The 15,071-nt window shown below is 60.1% G+C and carries 11 protein-coding genes and 1 pseudogene; 4 read left to right on the top strand and 8 right to left on the bottom strand.

Annotated features, from left to right (window positions below; all coding sequences use genetic code 11):
* Positions 1-13 precede the first annotated feature (13 nt).
* Positions 14-2,623, bottom strand: a complete 2,610-nt coding sequence (gene acnB, locus ACLBW8_RS27365; RefSeq protein ID WP_064452677.1) for a bifunctional aconitate hydratase 2/2-methylisocitrate dehydratase — start codon at positions 2,621-2,623, stop codon at positions 14-16.
* A gap of 395 nt (positions 2,624-3,018) precedes the next feature.
* On the opposite strand from acnB, the gene ACLBW8_RS27360 reads away from it, so the two are divergent.
* Positions 3,019-3,489: a DUF1289 domain-containing protein gene (locus ACLBW8_RS27360; RefSeq protein WP_064452676.1), complete on the top strand. Its 471-nt coding sequence runs from the start codon at positions 3,019-3,021 to the stop codon at positions 3,487-3,489.
* Between the two features lie 1,187 nt (positions 3,490-4,676).
* Here the strand turns inward: ACLBW8_RS27360 and ACLBW8_RS27355 are convergent.
* The gene (locus tag ACLBW8_RS27355; protein ID WP_221294930.1) at positions 4,677-5,540 is read right to left on the bottom strand and encodes a universal stress protein; all 864 of its coding nucleotides are present in this window, start codon (positions 5,538-5,540) and stop codon (positions 4,677-4,679) included.
* A gap of 157 nt (positions 5,541-5,697) precedes the next feature.
* Between ACLBW8_RS27355 and miaE the strand changes: the two genes are divergently transcribed.
* Positions 5,698-6,300, top strand: coding sequence for a tRNA isopentenyl-2-thiomethyl-A-37 hydroxylase MiaE (gene miaE / locus ACLBW8_RS27350; protein ID WP_447806786.1), 603 nt, complete (start codon positions 5,698-5,700; stop codon positions 6,298-6,300).
* Here the strand turns inward: miaE and ACLBW8_RS27345 are convergent.
* The gene (locus tag ACLBW8_RS27345) at positions 6,256-7,455 is read right to left on the bottom strand and encodes an MFS transporter (protein WP_447806785.1); all 1,200 of its coding nucleotides are present in this window, start codon (positions 7,453-7,455) and stop codon (positions 6,256-6,258) included. The genes miaE and ACLBW8_RS27345 overlap by 45 nt on opposite strands.
* Positions 7,456-7,612: 157 nt before the next feature.
* On the opposite strand from ACLBW8_RS27345, the gene ACLBW8_RS27340 reads away from it, so the two are divergent.
* Positions 7,613-8,320, top strand: coding sequence for a response regulator (locus ACLBW8_RS27340; protein ID WP_064452672.1), 708 nt, complete (start codon positions 7,613-7,615; stop codon positions 8,318-8,320).
* Positions 8,321-9,598, top strand: coding sequence for an ATP-binding protein (locus tag ACLBW8_RS27335; protein WP_064452671.1), 1,278 nt, complete (start codon positions 8,321-8,323; stop codon positions 9,596-9,598).
* 149 nt (positions 9,599-9,747) lie between these two features.
* Here ACLBW8_RS27335 and ACLBW8_RS27330 read toward each other — a convergent pair whose 3' ends face one another.
* The 5 genes and pseudogenes from ACLBW8_RS27330 to ampC all read right to left on the bottom strand — a co-directional run bounded on the left by ACLBW8_RS27330 (position 9,748) and on the right by ampC (position 14,956).
* Complete coding sequence (locus ACLBW8_RS27330; protein ID WP_447806784.1) at positions 9,748-10,539, bottom strand: MipA/OmpV family protein; 792 nt, start codon at positions 10,537-10,539, stop codon at positions 9,748-9,750.
* Positions 10,540-10,556: 17 nt separating this feature from the next.
* Positions 10,557-12,380 carry a serine hydrolase domain-containing protein gene (locus ACLBW8_RS27325; protein ID WP_447806783.1) on the bottom strand — a complete coding sequence of 608 codons (1,824 nt, stop codon included), beginning with the start codon at positions 12,378-12,380 and terminating at the stop codon, positions 10,557-10,559.
* A gap of 94 nt (positions 12,381-12,474) precedes the next feature.
* Complete coding sequence (locus ACLBW8_RS27320; RefSeq protein ID WP_447806782.1) at positions 12,475-12,963, bottom strand: GFA family protein; 489 nt, start codon at positions 12,961-12,963, stop codon at positions 12,475-12,477.
* Between the two features lie 32 nt (positions 12,964-12,995).
* Positions 12,996-13,684 (bottom strand): annotated as a pseudogene (locus ACLBW8_RS27315) (LysR family transcriptional regulator).
* A gap of 129 nt (positions 13,685-13,813) precedes the next feature.
* Entirely contained in the window at positions 13,814-14,956 is a 1,143-nt protein-coding gene (ampC, locus tag ACLBW8_RS27310; protein ID WP_447806781.1) for a class C beta-lactamase, read from the bottom strand.
* Positions 14,957-15,071 lie beyond the last annotated feature (115 nt).

The raw sequence follows: 15,071 nt of genomic DNA, 5'->3' as shown, positions 1-15,071 counted from the left end.
ACGTCAACACACCTTAGGCTTGAATCACCGGGATGTTGGCGCTTGCTGCGATTTTACGGAACTCGGCGATCTGGTCGAAGTTCAGGTAGCGGTAAACGTCACTGGCCATGGTGTCCAGTTTGGCCGCGTAGCCCATGTACTCTTCGACGGTCGGCAGGCGACCCAGCGTGGAAGCTACAGCCGCCAGCTCAGCCGAAGCCAGGTAGACGTTTGCGCCATCACCCAGACGGTTCGGGAAGTTACGGGTCGACGTCGACACAACCGTCGAGTTCGGCTCTACACGTGCCTGGTTACCCATGCACAGCGAGCAGCCCGGCATTTCCATGCGCGCGCCAGCCTTGCCGTAGATGCCGTAGTAGCCTTCCTCGGTCAGTTGGTGAGCGTCCATCTTGGTCGGCGGCGACAGCCACAGACGGGTTGGCAGCTGACCCTTGACCTGTTCCAGCAACTTACCGGCAGCGCGGAAGTGACCGATGTTGGTCATGCACGAACCGATGAACACTTCGTCGATCTTCTCGCCGGCAACGCTGGACAACAGACGAGCATCGTCCGGGTCGTTTGGCGCGCAGAGAATCGGCTCGTTGATTTCGGCCAGGTCGATTTCGATGATTTCGGCGTATTCCGCGTCGGCATCGGCTTCCATCAGCTCCGGGTTGGCAACCCAGGCTTCCATCGCTTGGGCGCGACGTTCCAGGGTACGTGCATCGCCGTAGCCTTCGCCGATCATCCAGCGCAGCAGGGTGATGTTGGAGTTCAGGTACTCGGTGACGGAGTCTTTCGACAGCTTGATGGTGCAACCGGCAGCCGAACGTTCAGCCGAAGCGTCGGACAGCTCGAAAGCCTGTTCCAGCGTCAGGTCGTTCAGGCCTTCGATCTCCAGGATGCGGCCGGAGAAGGCGTTCTTCTTGCCTTTCTTCTCTACGGTCAGCAGGCCAGCCTGGATCGCGTAGTAAGGAATGGCGTGAACCAGGTCACGCAGGGTGATGCCAGGTTGCATTTTGCCTTTGAAGCGCACCAGGATCGATTCCGGCATGTCCAGTGGCATAACGCCAGTGGCTGCAGCGAACGCCACCAGGCCCGAACCGGCCGGGAACGAGATGCCCATCGGGAAACGGGTGTGGGAGTCACCACCGGTGCCGACGGTGTCCGGCAGCAGCATGCGGTTCAGCCAGCTGTGGATGATACCGTCGCCTGGACGCAGCGATACACCGCCACGGGTCATGATGAAGTCAGGCAGGGTGTGGTGGGTGGTCACGTCGATCGGCTTTGGGTAGGCCGCGGTATGGCAGAACGACTGCATTACCAGATCGGTCGAGAAGCCCAGGCACGCCAGGTCTTTCAGTTCGTCACGGGTCATAGGACCGGTGGTGTCCTGGGAACCTACGGTGGTCATCTTCGGTTCGCAGTAGGTGCCAGGACGAACGCCTTTGCCTTCTGCCAGACCGCATGCACGGCCGACCATTTTCTGCGCCAGGGTGAAGCCCTTGTCGCTTTCAGCCGGCGCTTCCGGCAGCTTGAACAGGGTCGAAGGCGGCAGGCCGAGTTCGGTGCGAGCCTTCTCGGTCAGGCCACGGCCGATGATCAACGGGATACGGCCACCGGCACGCACTTCGTCCAACAGCACCGGGGTCTTCATTTCGAAGGTGGTCAGGACTTCGTCAGTGCCGTGTTTGCAGACTTTGCCAGCATGCGGGTACAGGTCGATCACGTCGCCCATATTCATGTTGGTAACGTCGAATTCGATTGGCAGTGCGCCCGCATCTTCCATGGTGTTGTAGAAGATTGGAGCGATCTTGCTGCCGAAGCAGAAACCGCCGGCACGCTTGTTCGGCACGTAAGGAACGTCGTCACCGAAGAACCACAGTACGGAGTTGGTCGCCGACTTACGGGACGAACCGGTACCGACCACGTCACCGACGTAGGCGATCGGGAAGCCCTGGCCGCGCATCTCTTCGATCTGCTTCATCGGGCCGGTCTTGCCTTGCTCGTCCGGCACGATGCCTTCACGGGCCATTTTCAGCATGGCCAGAGCGTGCAACGGGATGTCTGGACGGGACCAGGCATCAGGCGCCGGGGACAGGTCGTCGGTGTTGGTTTCGCCAGTCACCTTGAACACGCGCAGGCTGATCTTGTCGGCCAGGGTCGGGCGGTTCTTGAACCACTCGCCGTCGGCCCAGGACTGGATTACGGCTTTGGCGTGTTCGTTGCCGTTCTTGGCTTTTTCAGCCACGTCGTGGAACGCATCGAACATCAGCAGGGTGTGCTTGAGTTGGGCGGCAGCTACCGGTGCAAGCGTGGCGTCGTCCAGCAACTCGACCAACGTCACGATGTTGTAGCCGCCTTGCATGGTGCCAAGCAGTTCAACAGCGCGTTTCTTGTCGATCAGGGGGGAAGTGGCTTCGCCCTTGGCCAGGGCAGACAGGAAACCGGCCTTGACGTAGGCAGCTTCGTCAACGCCTGGTGGAATGCGGTTGGTGATCAGGTCAACGAGGAATTCTTCTTCGCCAGCCGGAGGATTTTTCAGCAGCTCGACCAGGCCTGCGGTTTGTTCGGCGTTAAGCGGCTGGGGAACGATACCCAGTGCTGCGCGCTCTTCGATATGTTTGCGGTAGGCTTCAAGCACAGTTATTACCCTCATCAGTGGTCCCACGGGACGCTCATCCAGAAATGAACGGCACGCATGCGCTCGGGGGCTTTTTGGGCCGCAAAGCCAGCGCTGCCGGCATTCCTCACAGAAGCTGCTTTCAAAGTTTTACGCCTGCAGAACGGAGCTGATGAGGGTTGGCGCGGGCTCTGACCTACCGGGTCAAATCCACGCCAACACCGTTCTGAAGGAACGACTGTGCTCGTGACGCTTTGAAAACAGCTTCCAGCGGATTATTGGCGCCTTACAAGGCCGGATGATTCTACGGCAAAAAAAATCTAAAGGTAAGTTGCCTAACCAAGTTTGCTGGGTGATGAATCTTAGACAAAGGGCTAACATGGCGCATTGTTTCGCTGATTTGCGTGTCGTTACCCATGCCCAACCAAACCATCAAGACCCCTTGCGTCGGCCTGTGCTCCACGGTGTACGGCGATCTCGTGTGCCGTGGCTGCAAGCGCTTCCACCATGAAGTCATCCAGTGGAATGGCTATAACGAAGAAGAAAAACGCGCAGTCTGGCTCAGGCTCGAGCAACTGCTGGTGCTGGTAATGGCCGGTAAACTGGAAGTCTTCGACCCCAAGATGCTGCGCGGGCAACTGGAGCAGCGCAAGATTCGCTTCGTGCCGCACCAGTCCGAGTACTGCTGGGCCTACCAGTTGATCGCCCGTGGCGCACGGGTGATTTCCAACCTGGAAGCCTATGGCATGGTGCTGTTGCCGGAGTTTCGTGACTGGGCGTTGCCGGAGTTGCGTGATGCCATCGACCGGGAGTTTTTTATCCTGTCCGAGGCGCATTATCAGCGTTATATCGCGCCGGGGTTTTTGAAAGACGCGCTGGGACACTGACGGCAGAGGTCAATGTGGCAGCTGGCTTGCCTGCGATGGCTGTCTGCCAGGCGACACAACGTTGACTGATCTATCGCTATCGCAGCATAGGTAGCTACGCAATTCTTTATGTTGCTCTGAGCCTGTGAGGAGTTTAGGTAGATTGAGTACATATCCGTTGCTGCGGTAACGGCGGCTTAGGGTTCCGCCCTTACGGCGGGTCACTTTTGGCAAACGCCCCAAAAGTAACCAAAAGGTCTTTGCCCCACCACTCGGTGCCTCGCCCAGGCTCGGCATGCCCTCACTCCGGCTTGAATCCGTGGGCCGCCGCAATGGGCCATCCTTGGCCCAGTGCGGCTAACCCGGCGTCCTGCCGGGTTACCCACGGATTCAAGCCTGCGTTCGGCCAGCGTGGTTAACGGGGCCTGTCAGATCAAAATCAAAAGCAGATCAAAAGCAGGGCACGGCGGCCTGAAAGCCGACCTGAGTGGTTGAAGCAAAAGCAGGGCAAAAGCACAGCAGAAGCACAGCAGAAGCACAGCAGAAGCACAGCAGAAGCACAGCAGAAGCAGAACTGCTTTTCTGTGGGAGCTGGCTTGCCTGCGATGCGGACACCTCGGTCCACCAAGTACACCGAGTTGATGCTATCGCAGCGGTTCGGCGGTCCGACAAGCCAGCTCCCACATTTGATTAGGTTCAGCTTCCAAGATCAGGTCGGCTGTCAGGCCGCCTCGGTTTTGCTTTTGATCTAACCACTCAGGTCGGCTACTAGGCCGCCGTGCTCTGCTTTTGATCTTGATCTTGATCTGTTTTTGATTTTGATCTTAGGCGCCCCGTCAACCACGCTGGCCGAACGCAGGCTTTGGAGCGTGGGTAAACCGGCAGGACGCCGGTTTAGCCGCGATGGGCCAAGGATGGCCCATGGCGGCGGCCCACGGTCCAAAGCCTGCGTGAGGGCACACCGAGCCTAGGCGAGGTGCCGAGTGGTGGGGCAAGAGCCCTTTTGGTTACTTTTGGGGCTCTTTTCCAAAAGTGACCCGCCGTAAGGGCGGAACCCATGTCAGCCGTGACCCAAACAACGGATATGTACTCAGCGCCCCCCCCCCAACAACCACAGCACTCAACCCGTAAAAAAATGTGTAGATACCTATGGCTGTCGCAGGCAAACCAGCTCCCACAAGGGCGCCTCATTGTCTGAAGGATTTGTCTCAGGCTTTGTTCGCCAGCTCCTCCAGGTGATCCATCAGCTCCTGCGGCTTGAGCACCAGCACATCGCCTTCCACCGCATCCAGCACCACTTCCGCCGTATTGCCGATCAACGCCCCGGAAATACCCGTGCGCGCCACGGTGCCGATGATGGTCACCGCCGCCTGCAAGGCATGTGCAGCATGTGGGATCAATACATCGGCCGGGCCTTCTTCGATATGCAGGTGCGCGTCATCCACGTCGAACTCGGCCTGGAACGCCTTGCACTGCTCGCGATAGCGCGCCTCAATGGTTTCCTTGAGCTGGAATGTGGGATCTGCCGCCGACAACATCGGCGACGGGTGGGCGCTGATCACGTGCAATTGTGCCTTGGCCAGCCGTGCAATGTCGAAGCCATGGTCGATGATGGTGTTGTGCAACGCCTGGTGTTCGCTGTCACGGTTGCCCACATCAATTGCCGCCAGCACGACCTTGTCGGCCCAGGGCGTTGACGTTTTCACCAGCAGCACCGGGCTGGGGCAGTAGCGCAGCAATTTCCAGTCCGCCGGCGTCAGCAGGGCCTTTTTCAGCGGGCTGTCCGCGAAGTGTTGCTTGATCACCAGGCCACAGCCCTCGGCCTGCTGCACATCGATGATGGTTTCGTGCAGGCTGTCATTCCACGCTTGCTCGGTGGTCACGCTGTAGCCGTCTTCGTGCAAGCCGGACTTGAGCAGGCTCAGCATCGCCGAGTGCTCGTGTTTTTTGTCGCAGACCAGCAAATGCAGGTGCGCGCCGGTTACCCCGGCGATCAACTTGGCGCGCTTGAGGGCCAGGCTTTCCGAATGCTCGGGCTCGATGACCACGAGGATGCTGCGGATGGCTTGCATGGACGGATCTCCAGAGACGGAAGAAGAGGGGCCTGGGACAACTATAGTTGCTGCCCGCCAGACGTCATGTTGATGCACATCAAAGCCTGCGGCTGGTGGTCTGCAGCGGGGTCGGTATAATCGGCGCCCTTTTGTGATCCTTTTGCCCGTGAGCCCGATGAACCTGCCCGAAATCCACGAATTCCTCGGCTGCCGCACCCCCGACGCCTGGGTCCAGGCCGCGTTGGCCGATCAGGAAACCCTGCTGATCGACCACAAGAACTGCGAATTCAAAGCTGCCAGTACCGCCTTGAGCCTGATCGCCAAGTACCACGCCCATGTTGACCTGATCACTATGATGTCGCGCCTGGCCCGCGAAGAACTGGTGCACCACGAACAAGTGATGCGCCTGATCAAAAAGCGCAAGATCGAGCTGCGCCAACTGCACGCCGGCCGTTATGCCTCGGGTTTGCGCAAAGTGGTGCGCAGCCACGAGCCGGTCAAGCTGGTGGATACGCTGGTGGTCGGCGCCTTTATCGAAGCGCGCAGTTGCGAGCGTTTCGAAGCGTTGGTGCCGCATTTGGACGACGAACTCGGCAAGTTCTATTTCGGTTTGCTCAAAAGCGAAGCGCGGCACTTTCAGGGTTACCTGAAGCTGGCGTACCAGTACGGTGACGCCAAGGACATCGCTCAGGTGATTGAGCGGGTAAGGGCTGCCGAGCGGGCGCTCATCGAATCACCCGACGTCGAGTTCCGCTTTCACAGTGGCGTGCCAGCCTGAGGCCACGGCCACGCCAATCAGTGCGGTGATGCCGGCTAACAGCAGGATCACCGTCTGCGTGCCCAAAGGTGCGGCCAGCACGGCAATCGCCAGGCCCGCCAGCGGCTGGGCCAGGTTGTTCAATAATGTGATAACGCCCACCGTCTTGCCAAAGTCCTGTACCGGAATCACCCGCTGACGGGTGCTGCGCAGGTACACGTTGAACATCTTGTCGAAGCCGGTGACCAGCAGGAAACCAACCGTGTAGGCCCCAACCCCGGGGCTGATGGCCGTGATCAACGCGCCCACGGCAATCATCGAATACGACAGCCCACCCACTACCTTCAACGGCAGTGTGGCGCGTGCCAGGTAAAACAGAATGCCGATCGTCACCACAGCGCCCGCCGCCTGCAGCAAGGCATAGGCATCCTTGCCCGCTGCAAACTGGCCGGTGACCATCGCCGCCGAAGTCGCCAGCGTCACACCGATGATCAGGTTCACACCCACTGCCAACGTGATGATGCGCTTCAATTCCACCAGGTTGCAGATATGCCCGAATGCGACGCGCAGGGGGTGCAGCCATATATCGCGATGCTGTTCATGACGCTCTAAATTCACCGTGGTGTTGCGCTGCCACACCCGCATCGCCAGGTCCGCCAGCACAAACAGCCCGGCAATCCCGATGACGACCCAATGCCAGCGCCAGACTTCCAGCATCAGTGCCGCTACCAGCGGCCCCAATACCAGGCCGCTCTGGTCGGCGATTTGCGAGTAGGACAACGTTTTGGCGTAGGTGTAGTGCTTGAAGATATGCGGCATGACCACTTCCCGCGCCATGATGCCCTGGGTGGTCAACACGCCGCACAGCGCAGACAGGATTACCAGCCAGTAAATACCGTCGAACACCCCGTACAGCGCCACTGCCACCACGCACGCCAGCGCCCGGTAAACCTGGCTGATATGCAGAATGCGCACGGGTGAAAACTTGTCGCACAAGGCGCCGCACACCGGGAACGCCAGGTAACGCGGCAGTGATTCGACAAAGAATGCCAGCCCCGCCCATGAAACACTCTGGGTGGTCTGGAACACGATCAATGGCACGATAAACAATAGAATCTGGTCAGCCAGCCGCGACAGGAACAGCGAAACAAAAAACGCCAGGTAATCCTTGCGCATACAACTCCCTGTGAATGGCGTTAAAGATTGCGGGGTATTTGTTAAAAACTCTTAAAAGCATGAAGCTTCGTCGGCCCGTAATGGCCGGTTGCTTCTGTTGTTCAGCTTGCCACCTATAATGCCCGCACTTCAATCCGCGCATCCACACTGAGAATTTATGGAAAACCTGGGTCTGGGCAAGGTCCTGCTCGTTGAGGACGATGAAAAGCTGGCAGGGCTGATCGCGCATTTCCTGTCACAACACGGTTTCGAGGTGCGCGTTGTGCACCGAGGCGATCAGGCCCTGGCGGCATTCCTCGACTTCAAGCCGAAGATCGTCGTGCTCGACCTGATGTTACCCGGCCAGAGCGGCCTGCACGTGTGCCGCGAGATTCGTAATGTATCCGACACGCCCATCGTGATCCTGACCGCCAAGGAAGATGACCTGGACCATATTCTGGGCCTGGAGTCCGGGGCCGACGACTATGTGATCAAACCGATCAAACCGCCGGTATTGCTGGCACGCTTGCGCGCCCTGCAACGCCGCCAGGTGCCCGAGCCCACCGTGCGTGGTTCACTGGAGTTTGGCCGGTTGTCGATTGATCGCAGTTGCCGGGTGGTCAGCCTGGGCGATGAGAAGATCGACCTCACCACCATGGAATTCGAGTTGCTGTGGTTGTTGGCCAGCAGCTCGGGGAAAATCCTCTCCCGCGACGACATTCTCAACCGCATGCGCGGTATTGCCTTCGACGGCCTTAACCGCAGCGTCGACGTTTACATCAGCAAATTGCGCGGCAAGCTCAACGACAATCCTCGTGAGCCGGTGTGCATCAAGACTATTTGGGGCAAGGGTTACCTGTTCAATCCGTTTGCGTGGGAGGTTTAGATGCTGCGCCTGTTTCTGCGCCTGTATGTGATTCTGGCGCTCGGTTTGGCGGGGGCGATCTGGTTGGTCAACTACACCTTCGACGAGTTATTGCCCGAGGCCAACGAAGTGTATAACCGCGAAGCCCTGCGCGGCCCGGCTTACGGGCTGGTGGAGCAACTGCGGCCTCTGCAAGGGCCGGCCCGGGACGCTCGCCTGGCAGAGCTTCAACCCCATTACGGGTTGCGCCTTAAGTTGGTGTTGCGCGATAGCCTGGCGCTGGATGAGCGCGAGCAAAAACTCCTGGCGGACGGCCAACTGGTGGTGCGTGGGGACTTTATGGAGTTCATCACCAATATTGACGACGGCCCGCAGTTGCTGGACATCAAGTTGCCCGAAGAGCCCAAATGGTTGTACCTGTGGGCCTATGGTTTCCTGGGGGTGAGCCTGGCGATCGTGTTGTATTTCTGGGTACGCCCGCACTGGCGCGACCTGGAGCATATTCGCCTGGCTGCGCAACGCTTTGGCGACAACGACCTGGCGTCGCGCATCCTGCTGCCGCGCCGCTCCACGGTGCGTGAGCTGGCCGGGCACTTCAACCAGATGGCCGAGCGCATCGAAAGCCTGATCGCCAACCAGCGTGAACTGACCAACGCCGTCTCCCACGAGTTGCGCACGCCGATTGCGCGCTTGTCGTTTGAACTCGATCAACTCAAACAACAGGCCGACCCGCGCCAGAGCCGCGCGCTGATCGCCGACATGTATGCCGACCTGGGCGAACTGGAAGAAATGGTCTCCGAACTGCTCACCTACGCCAGCCTGGAGCGCGGCGCCACCCAGGTCACCCGGGAAAATATCGAGGCCCACAGTTGGCTCGACAGTGTCATCGGCAGCGTGGCCCTGGAGGCGGAAGCGGCGGGGGTGCAGCTGACGTTGCGCACGTGTGAGGTTGACTTTATCCAGATTGAGCCGCGCTTTATGGCCCGCGCGGTGATCAACCTGCTGCGCAACGCCATTCGTTATGCCGAGCGTCGTGTGGAAGTGTCGTTGGTCAAGTTCGGCAGCGGTTACGCGGTGCAGGTCAATGACGATGGCCCGGGTGTGCCGTTGGACGGCCGCGCCAAGATCTTCGAGCCTTTCCTGCGTCTGGACACCAGCCGCGACCGCCGCACGGGTGGGTTCGGCTTGGGCCTGGCGCTGGTAAAACGGGTCAGCCAGTGGCACGGCGGGCAGGTGGAAGTGCTGGATTCGGAGTGGGGCGGGGCGTCGTTCCGGATGACGTGGGCGTATGCCGAGTAAGGCTTGAGGCAAGCAGGCTGTTGTTCTGTTAACCGATTCAGTGTGGGCGCTGGCTTGCCGGCGATAACGGACGGTCAGCTAATATTTGTATAGCTGACACACTGTCATCGCAGGCAAGCCAGCACCCACATTTTTATCAGGCTACCCGATCAGAACGTGTATTCCACAACCCCCATCACCGACGTCTGCAACCGTCGCTCCACAATCGGGCTTTTGCCCGCCTCATCTGCCAGGTACTGTACATCCAGCAAGGTCGAGAACTGGGTGTGCTCACTAATCGGCAGGCTCCACACCAGGTTCATGCCATTGCTGATATTGCCCGCACCGGCCTTGTATGCCTTGAACCGGCTTTGCGCGGCCTGGCCGGTGGTCACGCCGTACCAGGTTTGCAGGTAATTACGGTCGCCGAAGTGGCTGCTGAGGCCGGCATCGACGGAGCCGAAGCGGCCCTCATAAAGCGTGGTTCCCAGGTTCAGTTCCAGGTGGGTGTAAGCCTTGCCGGTGTCCTTGTGGTCATCTTCCTTGAGCGCGTGTTCCAGGGTTACGCCGACTATCACACCGCCCAGGTTGTAGGCCGCACTCACGCCCAATTGCGCGCGTGACTTGATCTCGCCCAGGCCTTTGAGGCGGTTGGAGCCGGCATGCAAACTTTGGTTTTTATCCTTGCGTGAGGCGCTGGCACCCACATAGGCGCTAAAACTCAGGGCATTGCCTTCGTAACCCCAGCCCAAGCCCTTGCTCGTATCGAGGAAGATCCCCCAAGGGCTGACGATTTCGCCGCCCAGCACTGGCGCGGTCATGCGTTCGTCGCTGCCGCTGTAGCGTGGCGCGTTGGCCACGCCGGCCTTGAGGCTGTATTGCCAGTCTTCGGCAATCGCGGTGTCGGCGGCGGCGAGCAGGCACAGTGAGGTGAATGACAGGCACAGGTTTTTTGAGCGCATCAGGCGGTTCTTCCGTGTTAGAAATTCAAGAGGTTGTGGGGCGATTGCGTGCGTTTGAAGGAGTAGCCCGAAGCGCTGAGGCCGTTGACCTGGCGGCTCACGGTGTCGCCAAGGCCGTAGCCATTGCCGGCCAGCACGGCGTGAGCGTTGTCGACCGGGAGCAGGATGTAGTCGGTCAGCGGCTCGTTGTGCAATTGGCCGCGAATCACCAGGAAGCCTTCTTCGAGGCGCACGCTGATACCGCTCAGCGGTGCGTCGGGCTCATGGGTGTTAAGCACCTGGTAGGTGCCGATGGTGTCGGCCCAGGCCACTGGCAAAGGCGGCGGTTCGATGCGCTCGCCGATGGCAAGGCGCTGGCCGTGGCTACGAGCAGTGAGCATCTGGCGACCTTGCACCGTGACCACGTCCAACTGCACGCGGCCCAGTTCGCCGAGGTCCTTGAGCCAGACGCCGAGGACTTTTTTCTGCGCGCGCAGCCAGCCGTGCTCATCGCGCAACAATTCGAAGTCGAACCCGGCCAGCTCGCCGGATAGCCGCTTATTGTCATCCTTGATCCGGAACACTCCCCAGGCCGTGGCATAAAAGCCGGCCAGACGCTTGCGGTCGATGGCGGCGGGCACGTGACGCAACTTGAGCCCATGGTTGGGTGCCTGGCAGTCGTCGGCGCAGATGGATTGGCCGGTTTGCGCCTGGAGCATCAGGCGCAGCGTCTCGGTGGCCATTCGGGCGACCAGTTCTTCGGCGTTGCCGTCATTGGCCATGATGATCACCGCCAATTGCTGGTCCGGCAGCACGCTCAACTGCGCCGCAAAATCGTCGCCGCCGCCACTGTGCTGATAGGTGCGCACACCGGGGCCGATCGGTTCATCGCCGCACGGTGCCAAAAACCAGCCCAGGCCCATCTGGCAATCGAAATCCAGGGCATTGCCGGTGTTTTGCTGGGTGAACATCTGATCAATCGATGCACTGCCCAACACACGATGACCTTTATAGAGGCCTTGTGCGAACAGCATCTGCACGTAGTGGCTGAGGTCTTTGGGGCTTGCCCATAAGCCCCCGGCGGCGAGGTCACGTACCTGTGCATCGGTACTCGCCACACCGTCTTCGTAGCCCAACGCGCGGAAGCTCAACTGCGTACCGGTGCCGACAAAACTCGACTGGTTCATCTCCAGTGGCTTGAGCAGGCTGCTTTGCAATTGCGCTTCGAAACTTTTGCCGCTGCTGCGTTCAATGGCGGCGCCGACCAACGAATAACCCAGGTTGGAATAGGCGACTTGCGAGCCTGGCGGGCTGCTTAGCCAAACACCGGATACGCGCATCGGCATCTGGCCCATGGCGAAAGTGCTGCGCACGTCACGCAGGTGTTCGCTGGGCAAACCGGACTGGTGGCTGAGCAAGCGGCGCAGGGTGATATCGCTGTCGGCGACCGCCTGGTCGCTGTGAAAGCGCGAGCGCACGTGGAACTCGCGCAGCGTCTGCTGGATCGGCGCATCCAGCGCCAGGCGCTGTTGCTCGACCAATTGCAGCGCCGCCGTGGCCGTGAGCAGTTTGGCGATGCCGCCGGCGCGAAACGCCGTGTTGGGTGTCACCGGCACACCTTGGGCCTTGTCGGCCACGCCGAAGCCGCGCGCCCAGATCAGCTCCTGGCCATTGACCAGCGCAATCGACAGGCCGGGTACGTTCTCACGTGCCATTTCCTGGGGAATGCGGGTTTGCAGGTAACGAATGATCGCGCCGTAATCGCCTTTGGGAATCGGCGGCGGGGCAGGCGGTTGCACATGGCAACCGATACTGCCGAGCAGGCAACCCAATAGCGGAATACCGCGCAATGTGCGAAACATGAAGAGCACCCGGATGGTGGTTTGGATGCTCGAATGCTAGGGCGCCGCCGGCCAACAATCTTTGAGAGCTTTGTCGGGAAACTGTCAAAGACTGTTAACGCGTCAGCCCTAATCGCTCATGCCATTGGGCAATGGACTCTTCGGGGTATTCATCGAACTGCACGTCGCCTTCTCGCACGCTGACTTCGACCCATGGGGCCTTGGAACCGAGCATCAAATGCGTGTGTTGCGGCGGTACCGGCAACGGCGTGTCGATGGCCGACGCGAAGGGGTGGATCAGTTCCGGCCACTCTGGGCTGAACAGCCACAGGGCGCTGCCGCATTGCGAGCAGAAATGCCGTTCGGCAGTGCTTGCATGGGCGCGGCTGGCGCCGTCCGGCTTGAGGCGGGCGTGGTAGATCGAAATGTGTTTGCGGCCTTGAACCTTCAGGCTTTGCGTATCACCGGCCAGGTTGATCGCATAACCGCCGCCGCCCTGGGTCTTGCGGCAGATCGAGCAGTAGCAGCGTTGGTAGGGGTAGGGGTGCTGGCTGGTCAGGCTGAACGTGACGGCGCCGCAATGGCAGGACCCTTCAAGTTGCATGGGAGTCTCCTCTGGCAAGGTGACTGTTGAGCTTAGGCGCTTTGCGGCATCAATGTGGCAATCAACGCCCGAAGGGTGCTCGGCAGTGTTTCCAGTTCACGCACCAGGATACTGCGTTCGCGAATGGTCCAGGGCTCATCCAGCTTCACCGAGGGCTGATTGGCCAGCGGGTGGTCTAGCGGGACCATTAACACCCGCTCATCCGTGCTGAAGTGCAGCACCTGCAAGCCCGCGGCTTCTAACGGCTCGGCAATGATGCCCATGTCACTGGTGCCATCCAGCACGCCGCGCACGATATCGCGGGACAGGCGTTTCTTGCAGGTCGACGGTCACGTCCGGGCGCTGGGACAAAAAGCCCGCCAGCACCCCCCGGCAGAAACGCGGTCACCGCCGTGGTGTTGGCAAAGATGCGGATATGCCCCGCGGAGTCCACGCCGTACTGGGTGAATTCGCTTTTCAGGTAATCCACCTGGCGCATGATCAGCCGCGCAGGGTGCAGCAACCGATCGCCCGCCGGGGTGATTTCCACGCCACGGCTGTCGCGGTACAACAGGCGCGTATCCAACTGGCCTTCCAGCGCCGTGATCCGCGCACTGGCAGCGGCCGGCGAGTGAAACGCACGCTTGGCGCCCTGGCTCAGGCTGGGGGATTCGGCGATATGGATAAACAGGCGCAGGTCGGCGAGATCGAAGTGCTTGGCGGCTCCGGTGTGTACACGAATCTCATCACAATAAAGATCCAAGTGTGGGAGCGGGCTTGCTCGCGAATACGGTGTATCAGCCACAGATGTGTTGACTGACACGCCGCTTTCGCGAGCAAGCCCGCTCCCACATTTGGTTTTTGCCAGGCGTTAGTGGTCCAGCGCGCTCAAGATCGTATAGGCCAACTTGACCCGCTCAGCATTCGGGTAGTTCTTGTTTGCCAGAATCACCACGCCCATGTCCTTGCTCGGCACGTACACCACGTACGCCCCAAAACCACCGGTTGAGCCGGTTTTGTTGTACAGCACGTTGGCCGGCTGCGGCTGTGCGGGTGTCAGCCAAGTGACCTTGTGCGGCTCCATCGCCATTGGCGTGGAGTTGCCGTCCAGCAATGCGTTCAGCGTGATCGGGTAGGGGTAGCGTTCCCAACCCAGGCCCTGGGTCATGCCGTTCACGGTGTAGTAACCGGCGTGAGTCGCTGCGATGGCTTGTTGCAGCGGCTTTTCCAGGGTTTGCGGGTGCATGTTCACCATCACGTAGTGAGCCAGGTCCTGGGTGCTGGTCTTGATGCCGTAGGCTTCGCTGTCGAGTGCGCCAGGGCTCACGCGCACGGGTTTCTGGAGCTTGTCATAGCCTTGGGCGTACTGGCCGGATTTGTCGGCGGGCACGCTGACGTGGGTGTTGGTCAAGCCCAGTTTCGGCAGCAGGGTTTTCTGCATGGCCACGTTGAACGGCTGGCCAAGGCTTTGCGCCGAGAGGTAGCCGAACAGCCCGATGCTCGGGTTGGAATACAGGCGTTGCGCGCCCGGTGCGTAAGTCGGTTTCCAATGCTGGAAGTAGCCGAGCATGTTCTCGGCGCTGTCGGCGGCGTCGGGAAACTGCAGGGGCAAGCCGCCTGGCGTGTAGGTCGCCAGTTGCAGCAGGCTGATCTGGTCGAAGGCGCTGCCGGCCAGTGCGGACAGGTGCTCGCTGGCCTTGTCCGAGAGCTTGAGCTTGCCGGTCGCCTGGGCATAGCCGCCGAGGGTGGCGGTGAAGGTTTTGCTCACTGAACCGATTTCAAACAGGGTGTCCTCGGTCACCGGCTGTTGTGTGTCTTTGTTCGCTACGCCGTAGTTAAAGTATTGCGCCTTGCCTTTGTTGACCACGGCGATGGACAGGCCGGGGATGCCTTGTTGTTGCATCAAAGGTACGACGCTGGTGTCGACGACCTGGCGAATATCGGCGTCTGCCATGCAGGTGCCGGAGCCGAGCAATAAGGCCGATATCAGTATTTTTTGTAGTGTGTGGTTCATGGTGGTTCGCTTCCCTATAAATGGTGCTCTGACAATCGAGGCCTGCGCAGGCGCCGCAAATCTAAGTGGATTTTGCCCCTTCGACAAACGATGATATCTCGCACCAGCCATTAGA

This window comes from Pseudomonas sp. M5A4_2d, from assembly GCF_053345295.1.
This window is presented reverse-complemented; position numbering and strand designations above follow the sequence as displayed.